Annotated in this window: 13 protein-coding genes and 1 pseudogene; 10 read left to right on the top strand and 4 right to left on the bottom strand. The window is 65.5% G+C overall.

Translation table 11 applies throughout. From position 1 onward, the window contains the following. Positions 1 to 1,508 (top strand): ABC-F family ATPase (locus B3E94_RS10830; RefSeq protein ID WP_286913475.1); only part of this gene is annotated, 1,508 nt, incomplete at its 5' end. A 203-nt stretch (positions 1,509 to 1,711) separates the two neighbouring features. Then, on the top strand, positions 1,712 to 2,905 hold the full coding sequence (locus B3E94_RS10825) for an MFS transporter (RefSeq protein ID WP_286913474.1): 1,194 nt from the start codon (positions 1,712 to 1,714) through the stop codon (positions 2,903 to 2,905). Here the strand turns inward: B3E94_RS10825 and B3E94_RS10820 are convergent. Continuing rightward, entirely contained in the window at positions 2,876 to 3,925 is a 1,050-nt protein-coding gene (locus B3E94_RS10820) for an alpha/beta hydrolase family protein (protein ID WP_286913473.1), read from the bottom strand. The genes B3E94_RS10825 and B3E94_RS10820 overlap by 30 nt on opposite strands. A gap of 137 nt (positions 3,926 to 4,062) precedes the next feature. Next, positions 4,063 to 4,674 carry an FMN-dependent NADH-azoreductase gene (locus tag B3E94_RS10815; RefSeq protein ID WP_286913472.1) on the bottom strand — a complete coding sequence of 204 codons (612 nt, stop codon included), beginning with the start codon at positions 4,672 to 4,674 and terminating at the stop codon, positions 4,063 to 4,065. A gap of 131 nt (positions 4,675 to 4,805) precedes the next feature. Between B3E94_RS10815 and B3E94_RS10810 the strand changes: the two genes are divergently transcribed. Further along, positions 4,806 to 5,708, top strand: coding sequence for a LysR substrate-binding domain-containing protein (locus tag B3E94_RS10810; protein WP_286913471.1), 903 nt, complete (start codon positions 4,806 to 4,808; stop codon positions 5,706 to 5,708). Continuing rightward, a complete protein-coding gene (locus B3E94_RS10805; protein ID WP_176518295.1) occupies positions 5,701 to 6,060 on the top strand; it encodes an MmcQ/YjbR family DNA-binding protein in 360 nt (119 codons plus the stop codon). The genes B3E94_RS10810 and B3E94_RS10805 overlap by 8 nt, the downstream gene beginning before the upstream one ends. Positions 6,061 to 6,068: 8 nt before the next feature. Here B3E94_RS10805 and B3E94_RS10800 read toward each other — a convergent pair whose 3' ends face one another. Both B3E94_RS10800 and B3E94_RS10795 read right to left on the bottom strand, forming a co-directional pair. Further along, the gene (locus tag B3E94_RS10800) at positions 6,069 to 6,431 is read right to left on the bottom strand and encodes a DUF1294 domain-containing protein (RefSeq protein WP_373874182.1); all 363 of its coding nucleotides are present in this window, start codon (positions 6,429 to 6,431) and stop codon (positions 6,069 to 6,071) included. Next, positions 6,431 to 7,261 carry an undecaprenyl-diphosphate phosphatase gene (locus B3E94_RS10795; RefSeq protein ID WP_236193326.1) on the bottom strand — a complete coding sequence of 277 codons (831 nt, stop codon included), beginning with the start codon at positions 7,259 to 7,261 and terminating at the stop codon, positions 6,431 to 6,433. The genes B3E94_RS10800 and B3E94_RS10795 overlap by 1 nt, the downstream gene beginning before the upstream one ends. Positions 7,262 to 7,559: 298 nt before the next feature. Here B3E94_RS10795 and B3E94_RS25580 point away from each other — a divergent pair. The 6 genes and pseudogenes from B3E94_RS25580 to B3E94_RS10770 form a co-directional block, all read left to right on the top strand. Next, a pseudogene (locus B3E94_RS25580) lies at positions 7,560 to 8,321 on the top strand (cache domain-containing protein); the annotation flags it as partial. A 138-nt stretch (positions 8,322 to 8,459) separates the two neighbouring features. Beyond that, entirely contained in the window at positions 8,460 to 9,194 is a 735-nt protein-coding gene (locus tag B3E94_RS25575; RefSeq protein WP_373876238.1) for a methyl-accepting chemotaxis protein, read from the top strand. Positions 9,195 to 9,294: 100 nt separating this feature from the next. After that, complete coding sequence (gene pnuC, locus B3E94_RS10785; protein WP_236193322.1) at positions 9,295 to 9,858, top strand: nicotinamide riboside transporter PnuC; 564 nt, start codon at positions 9,295 to 9,297, stop codon at positions 9,856 to 9,858. Then, complete coding sequence (locus B3E94_RS10780) at positions 9,855 to 10,406, top strand: AAA family ATPase (protein WP_286913467.1); 552 nt, start codon at positions 9,855 to 9,857, stop codon at positions 10,404 to 10,406. The genes pnuC and B3E94_RS10780 overlap by 4 nt, the downstream gene beginning before the upstream one ends. Positions 10,407 to 10,701: 295 nt before the next feature. Next, a complete protein-coding gene (locus B3E94_RS10775) occupies positions 10,702 to 11,139 on the top strand; it encodes a hypothetical protein (RefSeq protein ID WP_176518241.1) in 438 nt (145 codons plus the stop codon). A gap of 1 nt (position 11,140) precedes the next feature. Further along, entirely contained in the window at positions 11,141 to 11,719 is a 579-nt protein-coding gene (locus B3E94_RS10770) for an adhesin (RefSeq protein ID WP_176518242.1), read from the top strand. The last annotated feature ends 32 nt before the right edge of the window (positions 11,720 to 11,751 follow it).

Raw genomic sequence — 11,751 nt, 5'->3', positions numbered from 1 at the left:
GCAACCGCTACGGCCTGATCGGCGCCAACGGTTGTGGCAAGTCGACCTTCATGAAGATCCTCGGCGGCGACCTGGAGCCGTCCGGTGGCCAGGTCATGCTCGAGCCCAACACCCGCCTGGGCAAGCTGCGCCAGGACCAGTTCGCCTATGAAGAATTCACCGTGATCGACACGGTGATCATGGGCCACGGCCAGCTGTGGAAGGTCAAGGCCGAGCGCGACCGCATCTACTCGCTGCCGGAAATGACCGAAGAAGACGGCATGGCCGTCGCCGAGCTGGAAACCGAATTCGCCGAAATGGACGGCTACACCGCCGAATCGCGCGCCGGCGAGCTGCTGCTGGGCCTGGGTATTCCGCTGGAACAGCACTTCGGCCCGATGAGCGAAGTGGCGCCGGGCTGGAAACTGCGCGTGCTGCTGGCCCAGGCATTGTTCTCGGACCCGGACGTGCTGCTGCTCGACGAACCGACCAACCACCTGGACATCAACACCATCCGCTGGCTGGAAACGATCCTCACGGCGCGCAACAGCACCATGATCATCATTTCCCACGACCGCCACTTCCTCAACAGCGTCTGCACCCACATGGCCGACCTGGACTACGGCGAGCTGCGCCTGTTCCCGGGCAACTACGACGAGTACATGACCGCCGCGACCCAGTCGCGCGAGCAGCTGCTGTCGGACAACGCCAAGAAGAAAGCCCAGATCGCCGAGCTGCAGACCTTCGTCAGCCGCTTCTCGGCCAACGCCTCCAAGGCCAAGCAGGCCACCTCGCGCGCCAAGCAGATCGACAAGATCCAGCTGGCCGAGGTCAAGCCGTCGAGCCGCGTCAGCCCGTTCATCCGCTTCGAGCAGACCAAGAAGCTTCACCGCCAGGCGGTGGTGGTCGAGAAGATGGCCAAGGCCTTCGACGACAAGGTCCTGTTCAAGAACTTCGACATCACCGTCGAAGCCGGCGAGCGCGTGGCGATCATCGGCCCCAACGGCATCGGCAAGACCACCCTGCTGCGCACCCTGGTGGGCGAGATGACGCCGGATGCAGGCTCGGTGAAATGGACCGACAGCGCCGAAGTGGGCTACTACGCCCAGGACCACGCCCACGACTTCGAAGACGACATGAGCCTGTTCGACTGGATGGGCCAGTGGACCAGCGGTGAGCAGGTGATCCGCGGCACCCTCGGGCGCATGCTGTTCTCCAACGACGAGATCCTCAAGTCGGTGAAGGTGATTTCCGGTGGTGAGCAAGGCCGCATGCTGTTCGGCAAGCTGATCCTGCAAAAGCCCAACGTGCTGGTGATGGACGAACCGACCAACCACCTGGACATGGAATCGATCGAAGCGCTGAACCTGGCGCTGGAGAACTACCCGGGCACCCTGCTGTTCGTCAGCCACGACCGTGAGTTCGTGTCGTCGCTGGCCACGCGCATCATCGAGCTGTCGCCCGATGGCGTGGTGGACTTCAGCGGTACCTATGACGATTACCTGCGCAGCCAGGGCGTCGTGGTCTGAAACAGCTGAGGCTGTGATGGCCTCATCGCCGGCAAGCCGGCTCCCACAGGAATAGCAGAGTGCTGCACCATCCCTGTGGGAGCCGGCTTGCCGGCGATGGCTGCAGCACAAGTGCCGATGAATAATTAGTTAGCCTGCTTTCATTTCCTTCGCGCAGCGGCCATGATGAGGCCACGCCCCACCGCCCGCCCGCGAACGAGCCCATGACCGCGCAACAACCCGCCCCCGCCGCCAGTACCTCCAGCATCACCCTGCAGATCCTGTCGATCGTCTTCTACACCTTCATTGCCTTCCTCTGCATCGGCCTGCCGATTGCCGTGCTGCCCGGCTACGTGCATGACCAGCTTGGCTTCGGCGCTGTGGTCGCCGGCATCACCATCGGCCTGCAATACCTCGCCACCCTGCTCAGCCGGCCTTTCGCCGGGCGTGTGGCAGACACCCTGGGCGGCAAGAAAGCGATTCGCTTCGGCCTGCTGGGCATCGCCGGCTGTGGCGTGTTGACGTTGTTTTCCGCCTGGACCTTGAGTACGCCACTGCTGAGCCTGGCCCTGCTTTTAGGCGGGCGCCTGCTGCTGGGGCTGGCCCAGGGCCTGATCGGCGTCGCCACATTGAGCTGGGGCATCAGCCAGGTGGGGCCGGAGCACACCGCCCGGGTGATCTCCTGGAACGGCATCGCCTCCTACGGGGCCATCGCCATCGGCGCGCCGGTGGGCGTGCTGGCCGTCGATGGCCTGGACTTCAGCGTGCTCGGCCCGGCGTTGCTGGTACTGGCCGTGCTGGCGCTGGCGTTGCTGCGCAAGCGCCCGGATGTCGTGGTGGTGCGCGGTGAGCGCTTGGCGTTCTGGTCGGCGTTCGGGCGCGTGGCCCCTTGCGGCCTGGGGCTGACCCTGGCGTCGATCGGCTACGGCACCCTGACCACCTTCGTCACCCTGTATTACCTGGAACGCGGCTGGGCCGGCGCGGCCTGGTGCCTGAGTGCCTTCGGCCTGTGCTTCATCATTTCGCGGCTGCTGTTCGTCAACGCCGTCAACCGTTTCGGCGGCTACAACGTGGCGGTCGCCTGCATGGCCACCGAAGTGCTGGGCCTGAGCCTGTTGTGGCTGGCGCCCGCACCAGGCTGGGCATTGCTTGGCGCCGGGCTTACCGGTTTCGGGCTGTCGCTGGTGTACCCGGCGCTGGGCGTCGAGGCGATCAAGCAGGTGCCCAGCAGCAGCCGTGGCGCCGGGCTGGGCGCCTATGCGGTGTTCTTCGACATGGCGCTCGCGGTGGCCGGGCCGGTGATGGGCGCGGTGGCGATGCACCTGGGCTACGCCTCGATCTTCTGCGTCGCGGCCTTGCTGGCCCTGGCCGGGGTGGGCCTGACGCTGCTACTGGCGCGCCGGGCTGGTGGCAGCTGAACGCTCGGCATGCTCCGGGGCGCCCAGGGCCTGGCTGAAGAACGAGGCGGTTTCAAGCTTCAGGGAATGATGGATATGGCGCCGATCGACCCCTTCGGCGTCCTTGCACAAGACCGGCATGCGCGCGTGCTGCTCTTCATCGCAGCGGGCCATGAACACGAAGTGCCCGGCCCCGGCGAGCAGGCGGTAGTCGGGGGTGACCGGCAACTTGCGCGCCAGCGCCTCGGCATTGCGGTCCACTGCCAGCAACTGGTCGCTATCGCCGGTGTAGATCAGCGCCGGCACCTTGACGTTGGCCAGGGCATGGCGGCCGAACATCAGGCTCAACGGCGCCATCAGCATCACCGCGCCCACCCGCGGGTCGGCCTGTGGCTGCAGTTCGCTGCGGTCGGCAATCAGTACGCCGTGGGTCTTGCAGGCGTCGCCATCGTTGGGGCGCTCCAGGCAATACTGGCGCAGGCGGTCCAGGTCGGGCCGAGCGCCAGAGAGGATCAGCGCCGTTTCACCCCCTGCCGAGTAGCCGATCACCCCCACCTTGCCGTCGTTCAAATAGGGCGCCAACAGTGCGTCCGCACGGGCAGCAGTGATCGCGGCGCTGATCTGCAAGGGGCGGCCATACAGGTTGCTCAGGGTGCCTAGCCGGCTGTGGTCGCTGGCGTTGTCACCAGGGTGCACCACCGCCACCACCACGAAACCCTGGCGCGCCAGCGAGGTTGCCAGGTAGTGCAAGGCCAGAGGGCTGCCGGTGTTGCCATGGGAAAGCACCAGCAACGGGAACTGGCCAAGGGCAACCGGGGCTTCTTCGGCCACCTCGACGGGGTAACCATCGATGCGCAGGGTGCGCGGCGTGCCGTGGGCGGGGTAGAACGCCAAGGCTTGCATCGGCCGTGCATCGACCGGGTCGGCCAGGGTCATGTGGTGCAGCCCGGCCACCCAAGGGGAGGCCAAGGGGGCAGCCTGGGCATCGAGCAACAGGCCAGCGCACAGAAACAATGCCAGCAAGCAACGGGGAATGTTCATCGGCCGGCCATCCGCGCAGGGCGAGGGGATTACCTGAGGATAGGACGCGTTGACCGGGTGGCAGATGAAATCTGGATGAAACAAATAACGACACCCGCCTGCTCATCGAACAGGCGGGTGCGCTGTGGCTGGCCGGATCAGGCCGCGGCGAACAGCTCGTTGGCAATCTGCGCCTGGGCAGCATCGATCGCCTTGCTGCGGTGTTCCGGGCCGTAGGCCAGGCCATGGGCGCGGACGATTTCCAGGTCGGTGATGCCGATGAAGCCGAGGAACACCTTGAGGAAGTCTTCGTGGCCGGCACCGGTCGGCTGGCCGGCGTGCAGGCCACCGGCAGTGGACACCAGCACCACTTTCTTGTCACCACACAGCCCTTCTGGGCCGGCTTCGGTGTAGCGGAAGGTCTTGCCGGCAACCGCGACGCGGTCGATCCAGGCCTTGAGCTGGGTCGGCACGCTGAAGTTGTACATCGGCGCGCCAATCACCACGGCGTCGGCAGCCAGGAACTCTTCCAGGGTTTCGGCGCTGAGCTTGGCTTCGAAGGCCTGGGCGGCGTCACGCACGTCTTGCGGGGTGCCGGCAGCCACCAGGGTGGCCGCCGAGAAGTGGGCGATGGCGTCGGCGGCCAGGTCGCGGTAGACCACTTCGATGCTCGGGTCTGCGGCTTTCCAGGCTTGGACCACTTCGCGGCTGAGCTGGCGGGAGGCGGAATTGTCGCCCAGGATGCTCGAATCGATATGCAACAGTTTCATGGGACTCTCCTGTGAATGAAGACCGCGGCGGTGGGCGATCACGATGGAGAGAATCCTACCTAAGCGACCAATAGCTGATAAGCCGGTAAAAATGCGTTAGTTTGTCCCACAGGTAGAACAGTGAGACAGCCATGCAAGACCTCAATGACCTCTTCTATTTCGCCCGCGTGGTCGAAGCCGGCGGTTTCGCCGCTGCCGGGCGCCAGCTGGGGATCCCCAAATCGCGCCTGTCGCGGCGCATCGCCGAGCTGGAAGAACGCCTCGGCACGCGCCTTTTGCAACGCACCACGCGGCAGTTGAAGCTGACCACGGTCGGTGAACGCTACCTGCACCACTGCCAGGCGATGCTGATGGAAGCGGAGGCGGCCGACGAGGTGGTGGCCAGCCTGAGCAGCGAGCCGCGCGGCCGCTTGCGGGTGTCGTGCCCGGTGGCGCTGGCGCATGCCTTCCTGCCCGATGTGATCAGCCGCTTCCTGCAGCAGTACCCGCAGGTGCAACTGGACATGGTGCTGCTCAACCGCCGCGTCGACCTGATTTCCGAAGGCATCGACGTGGCCCTGCGCGTGCGCGACCTGGGCGACGAGGACCCGGCGCTGGTCACCCGCCGCCTGCGCCAGGCGCAAATGCAACTGGTGGCCGCGCCGGGCTTTGCCGACCATGTGCGCGACCCGGCCGAGCTGGCCAGCCTGCCGGTGCTGGGCGCCGCCGAGGCCGACCGGCTGGTGCACCTGCGCTTGCACGGGCCCAATGGCCGGGAGCAGGAAATTGCCCTGGAACCGCGCCTGGCCATCGACGACTTCGTGGTGCGCAATGCCGCCGTGCGCGCAGGGCTTGGTTTCACCGCCTTGCCGAGCATGTTCTGCGAAGAAGAGCTGGCACGCGGCGAGCTGGTGCGGCTGCTGCCGGAATGGTCGCTGCCGGGGGGCTACCTGCAGGCGGTGTACCCCCATCGGCGAGGCGTGTTGCCGGCGGTGCGGGTATGGATCGACCACCTCGCCGCCTCGTTCGAGGCCTGTGGAGAGCGTTATGTCTAGGCAGAAGATGACCGAGGAGCAGGTGGCGGCGTTTTGCCTGAGCCTGCCGGGGGCACGGGAAGACTACAAATGGGGCGGCATCCGCGTGTTCTCGGTGGCCGGCAACAAGATGTTCGCGGTCATCGGGCTGGCGGGTGAAGGGCTGTCGTTCAAGGTGGGCAACGAGCTGTTTCTGGGCTATTGCGACCGCCCTGGGGTGCGGCCTGCGCCTTACCTGGCGCGGGCGCACTGGGTCATCATGCAGCCGCCCTACCCCATGGGCCGTGAAGAGCTGTGCGACTTGCTGCAGCGCTCGCACCAGCTGGTGGTGCGGCGCCTGCCCAAGCGCCTGCAGGTGGGCTTGCTGATCTAAGGCGGGCCCTACGACAGCAGGTGGTTGCCCAGAAACAGCCAGTCGGCCCAGAACACCTGGTGCAACAGCACGATGCCCCAGAACACGGCCTGATACGACAGCTTGCGCGTCTTGTGCCGGAACAGCTGCTGGGCCACCAATGCCCCCGGCCAGCCGCCGAGCAGTTCACTGGCATGCAGCACCTTTTCCGGCGTGCGCCAGCCGGCATTGCGCGCCTGCTGCTTGTCTTGCCAGTACAACAGCACGGCCACCAGGCTGGCCGCCGGGTACAGCCCCAGCGGCAGCCACGACTGGCCAATCCAGGCCATCTGCAGCGCACCTGCCAAGGGCAGCAGGCACAACACAGCCAGCACCAGCAGCTTGAGGCGCATCAGCCGGCAGCCGTCGACCAGTTGACCCAACCGAACTGCCAGGTCGCCAGGATCAGCAGGCCGAACACGATGCGGTACCAGGCAAACGCCGCATAGCTGTGGTTGGCAATGAACTTGAGCAGCGCCCGCACCGCAATCATCGCGAAGATGAACGAGGTGACGAAGCCTACGGCGAACACCGGCAGGTCGGCGGGCTGGAACAGGTCGCGGTACTTGTAGCCCGAATACACCGCGGCGCCGACCATGGTCGGCATCGCCAGGAAGAACGAAAACTCCGTGGCGGCCTTGCGCGACAGGCCGAACAGCAGGCCGCCGATGATGGTCGAGCCCGAACGCGAAGTGCCCGGGATCATCGCCAGGCACTGGACGAAACCGATTTTCAGCGCGTGCGTCCAGCGCATGTCATCGACATGGTCCACTTGCACCCGGTGCGCACGGCGCTCGGCCCAGAGCATGATGACGCCACCGATGACCAACGCCGTGGCCACGGTGATCGGGTTGAACAGGTAGTGGTGGATCAGGTCGGCGAACAGCACCCCCAGCACCACCGCCGGCAGGAAGGCCAGCAGCAGGTTGGCCGTGAAGCGCCGCGCTTTCGGCTGGCTGGGCAGGCCGATCACCACGTCGAGAATCTTGCGCCGAAACTCCCACACCACCGCCAGGATCGCTGCCAGCTGGATGATGATGTTGAACGCCATGGCCCGCTCACCGCCAAAACCGATCAAGTCGGCGACGATGATCTGGTGCCCGGTACTGGAGATCGGCAGAAACTCCGTCAAGCCTTCGACCACGCCTAAGATGATTGCCTGAAAGGCAGTCCAAAAATCCATCGTTCCCCCGTTGAAGCGCTGCTGCTTGCAGGCCCCTTGTTCTTGATTTGCTTGTATGTGCCGTTCGCGGCGCGGATCTTTTACAGCGACTGTTGGAGTTACGCCAGTGGAAAAGTTCACCCAGGCTAAAGGTTTCATCCTGCGCGGCCGACAGCCTAGCAGAGCGGTCTGGTGATGGCTCGCCCGCCAGGCGTAAGTGCTATAAATAAATGGCACTTAGCCATTAGTCGGATACTGCACTGACGGCCAAGCATGCTTGGATGCACTGAATAACAAGAACAATGCGGGAGTGCCGTTCATGAAGACCTTGAGGTCGATGTCGATCAGTCGCCGCCTGTGGCTGATTCTGCTGGTTGCGGTAGGCATGTTGCTGGTTCTGGGCCTGCTGATGCTGCGCCAGATCCACGGCGACCTGTACCAGGCCAAGGCGGAAAAAACCCGCCATGTGGTGCAGACCGCCGCCAGCGTACTGGCCTACTACCAGGGGCTGGAGGCCGCCGGTACGCTCAGCCGCGAGGCCGCGCAGCAGCAGGCGCTGCAAGTGGTGCGCGCGCTGCGCTATGACCAGGGCGACTACTTCTGGATCAACGACCTGGGGCCGAAGATGATCATGCATCCGACCAACCCCAAGCTCGACGGCCAGGACCTGTCCGCGATCCGCGACCCGGACGGCTTCGCGGTGTTCAACGAAATGGCCGCCCTGGCCCGCAGCCAGGGCGCCGGGCCGGTCAACTACCGCTGGCCCAAGCCCGGTGCCAGCGAACCGGTGGCCAAGACTTCGTACATTCAGCTGTTCCAGCCATGGGGCTGGGTCATCGGCTCCGGCGTCTATGTCGATGACGTGCAGGCCGAATTCGCCCGGCAACTGCGTGACGCCTCCCTGGTCGGCCTGGGCATCGCTCTGCTGATGGCCCTGGTGGTCATGCTGATCGCCCGCAGCATTGCGCGCCCGCTGCAGGAGGCGGTGCAGGCGATGGGCAATATCGCCAGCGGCGAGAGCGACCTGACGCGCCGCCTCGACACCCATGGCCGCGACGAAATCACCCAGCTTGGCGAACACTTCAACCGCTTCAACGGCAAGCTCCAGGGGGTGGTTGGCCAGTTGCAGCAAACCGCCCACGCCCTGGCCCACTCCGCCGGGCATGTCGGCGACAACGCCGGCGCCGCACAGCAGCACAGTGCCCAGCAATCGCTGCAGATGGACCAGGTGGCGACTGCCGTCAACGAAGTCACCTACGCCGTCCAGGACGTGGCCAAGACCGCCGAGCAGGCCGCAGGCGAAATGCATGCCGCACAGCAGCAGGTGGAAAATGGCCAGCAGGCCATCCAGGGCAGCCTGCAACAGATCGACCGACTGTCGCTGACCATCGATCAGGCGGTGCAGGTGATCCGCGACCTGGCCGGGCACAGCACGCGGATCGGCGGCGTGCTGGACGTGATCCGCGCCATCGCCGAGCAGACCAACCTGCTCGCCCTCAACGCCGCCATCGAAGCCGCACGCGCCGGCGAACAGGGCCGCGGCTTTGCCGTGGTGGCCGACGAGGTGCGCCTGCTGGCCCAGCGCACGGCGCAGTCGACGGCCGAGATCCATACCATGATCGAGCACCTGCAGAAGCAGTCCGATGCTGCGGTCAAAGCCATCGACACCAGCAGCGAGGCCTCGCGCCAGACCGTCGAACAGGCCCGCGAGGCCGGGGCCAGCCTCAGTGCCATCAACCAGGCGCTGCACAGCCTCACCGCCCTCAACGCCTCGATTGCCAGCGCCACCCTGCAGCAGTCGCATGTGGTCGAGGAAATAAACCGCAACGTGCTCGACACCGCCGGGCTGTCGCAGCAGACCGCCGATGCGGCGCGCCAGTCGAGCGATGCCGGGCTGGCCCTGGGGCAGTTGAGCGAAGGCCTGGAGCAGATGCTTCGGCAATTCAAGGTGTGACCCCGTGGCGGGGCGGTGCAGCCGGCCCACACGCTGCGCTACACCTGCCCTCGCCCACAGGCTACAATCGCGCCCCTTCCAAAGCAGCCAAGGATCGCCGATGTCCGGCCTCGAACTCATCGCCGCCGTGCTCGGCGTCACCGCCGTGTGGCTTACCGTCAAGCAGAACGCCTGGTGCTGGCCGATCGGCCTGGTGATGGTGCTTATATATGGCTGGCTGTTCTTCGATGTGAAGCTGTACTCGGGCATGCTCCTGCAAGTGGCCTACGCCGCGCTGCAACTGTATGGCTGGTGGCAGTGGAAGCGCCCGGGCCGGGTCGAAGATGCCCGCCAGGTCTCGCGCCTGGCGGTGCCGGCAGTGGCCGCCGGGCTGGCAGGCGGCCTGCTGCTGAGCGTGGCCCTGGGCGCAGCCATGGCCCACTGGACCGATGCCGCCCTGCCCTGGCTGGACGCCACGCTGACCGGCTTCAGCCTGGTCGCGCAACTGTGGATGGCGCAAAAGCGCGTGCAGTGCTGGCCTCTGTGGATCGTGGTGGACGTGGCCTACGTCGGCCAGTACCTGCACCAAGCGCTGTACTTCACCGCAGGCTTCTTCGCCGTGCTGACCTTGATTGCCGTGCGCGGCTGGCTGGAGTGGCGCCGCGACCCGGCGCTGCAGGCATGAAGGTCCTGGTGCTGTGTGGCCCCGAGTCCAGCGGCAAGAGCTGGCTCAGCGGTGAAATCCAGGCGCATTTCGGCGGCGTGGTGGTGGGCGAGTACGTGCGCCACTTCATCGACCGCGAAGGCCGCGACACCTGCTACGCCGATATCACCCCCATCGCCCAGGGCCAGCTGGCCTGGGAGGACCAGGCACGCCAGCAGGCGCCTGAACTGCTGATCCTCGACACCCACCTGCTCAGCAACATGCTCTGGAGCCGGGCGCTGTTCCAGGATTGCCCGGCGTGGCTGGAGCAGGCCCTGCTGACTCGCCGCTATGACCTGCACCTGCTGCTCAGCCCGCAAGGCGTGGGCTGGGTGGCAGACGGCCAGCGCAGCCAGCCAGACCTGGCCGACCGGCAACGCTTCTTCGCCGACAGTTTGGCCTGGCTGCAGCAGCATGAGCAGCCGCTGCAGGTAATAGAGGGTGACTGGCCGCAACGCAATGCGGCGGCATTGCGCGCCGTGCAGGGCCTGTTGCAGGGAAAACCGCCGGTTTGCCCCACCGAGTGTTAACTCCCTGACACACCCAGGCGGGCGTAGACCCCCGTGATTGCGGACTTCTTCCCCCAGGGCTGGGGAAGTGTCACGCAGCTGTTACAACGCCTGGAAGTGCCTTTCGCGCAACAGCCATAGCGGCAAATGGCCCCTGTTGGCCAAAATCTGTCTCAACGCTGATACAGGATTCTCCCAGCGCCGCCAGCAAGTTCATGCAACCCACTGATTAACCGGCAATATCCAAAAGCGGCACGCCTTCTGCTCTCCTCCTCGCAACGCCGATTCAGGCCAGCGCTGAAGAAGGATTGCCGTCATGGGAAAACTGGACAATGGCATCTGCCGCCTGCTGCTGGTCGGTTGTGCATTGGGCGCGGGCTTCAGCGTTCCGGTGCAGGCCGACAACGGCATCATCGTGATCACCCGCGATGTGCAGCCACGCATCGCCACCCGTGCGCCGCTGGCGCCCGACCCCTACCCCACCACCGCCAACGCCAACCCGTCCGCGCAAGTGCTCAGGCAAACCAACGAGCTCAGTGATGGCGACTTCGCCAACATCACCAGCGGCACCGGCATTTCCTCGCTGATCACCCAGCAGACCAACAACGTCGGCGGCAGCATCGGCACCCAGACCCAGCTGCCCAACCTGGCAGCCGGCCGTGGGTCAGGCTCCGGCAACGGCATTTCCAACATGGTCAACTCAAGCGTGCAGCGCGGCCTGGCGCCCCTGCAGATGCTGACCGGAGGCAAATGAGATGAGGCAGACGCTGTTTATCCTGGCCACCCTGTGCAGTGCCTCGGCCTTCGCCCAGTCGCCCGTTCCCGTGATCAACAGCGCCGACATCGACAGCTCCGGCGCGCAGTACCAAGGCAACTTCAGCGTCAACCAGGCGGCCGGCGACCTGCAGCAACAGGCCAACGCCCGCGCCATCGCCACCGGCACCCATGCCGCGGCGACCACGCAGATCCGCCAACGCCAGCTGTCGATCATCGACCCCAACATGGGCGCCACCGCCAGCATCCAGGGCAATGCCTTCAGCCATGGCAACGGTGCCCTGGGCGTGAACCAGAGCGCCGGGGCCAGCACCCAGCAGGCCAACGCCCTGCGCATCAGCATCAGTACACAACCGCAAAGCATCGATGACAGCGTCCTGTTGCAGCAGAACGTGGCGCTGATCAAAAGCTCCGATCCGACTGATACCTCTCCCGGCTATCGCCATGTCACCACCGGTGACCAGGCATTCACCGGTAGCCGCGGGGTCATTCAGCTGAATCAGAGCGCCGGGGTGGGTAACCAGATGGCAAACACCCTGAGCGTACGGGTCCCGAACTGACCCGAAGGTGTAAGTAAGCACAACACTTAACC

It is taken from the genome of Pseudomonas sp. UBA6315 (assembly GCF_002438125.1).
Lineage (GTDB): Bacteria > Pseudomonadota > Gammaproteobacteria > Pseudomonadales > Pseudomonadaceae > Aquipseudomonas > Aquipseudomonas faucium.
The sequence above is the reverse complement of the archived record's forward strand: the minus strand, read 5'-3'. Positions and strand labels throughout refer to the sequence as shown.

Coding starts and splice junctions, on each gene's coding strand:
- B3E94_RS10815 (WP_286913472.1), bottom strand. CDS start 4,674: ATGAAACTGTTGCATATCGATTCGAGCATCCTGGGCGACAATTCCGCC.
- B3E94_RS25575 (WP_373876238.1), top strand. CDS start 8,460: ATGGACCAGGTGGCGACTGCCGTCAACGAAGTCACCTACGCCGTCCAG.
- B3E94_RS10800 (WP_373874182.1), bottom strand. CDS start 6,431: ATGCGCCTCAAGCTGCTGGTGCTGGCTGTGTTGTGCCTGCTGCCCTTG.
- B3E94_RS10820 (WP_286913473.1), bottom strand. CDS start 3,925: ATGAACATTCCCCGTTGCTTGCTGGCATTGTTTCTGTGCGCTGGCCTG.
- B3E94_RS10825 (WP_286913474.1), top strand. CDS start 1,712: ATGACCGCGCAACAACCCGCCCCCGCCGCCAGTACCTCCAGCATCACC.
- B3E94_RS10810 (WP_286913471.1), top strand. CDS start 4,806: ATGCAAGACCTCAATGACCTCTTCTATTTCGCCCGCGTGGTCGAAGCC.
- B3E94_RS10770 (WP_176518242.1), top strand. CDS start 11,141: ATGAGGCAGACGCTGTTTATCCTGGCCACCCTGTGCAGTGCCTCGGCC.
- B3E94_RS10805 (WP_176518295.1), top strand. CDS start 5,701: ATGTCTAGGCAGAAGATGACCGAGGAGCAGGTGGCGGCGTTTTGCCTG.
- pnuC (WP_236193322.1), top strand. CDS start 9,295: ATGTCCGGCCTCGAACTCATCGCCGCCGTGCTCGGCGTCACCGCCGTG.
- B3E94_RS10780 (WP_286913467.1), top strand. CDS start 9,855: ATGAAGGTCCTGGTGCTGTGTGGCCCCGAGTCCAGCGGCAAGAGCTGG.
- B3E94_RS10775 (WP_176518241.1), top strand. CDS start 10,702: ATGGGAAAACTGGACAATGGCATCTGCCGCCTGCTGCTGGTCGGTTGT.
- B3E94_RS10795 (WP_236193326.1), bottom strand. CDS start 7,261: ATGGATTTTTGGACTGCCTTTCAGGCAATCATCTTAGGCGTGGTCGAA.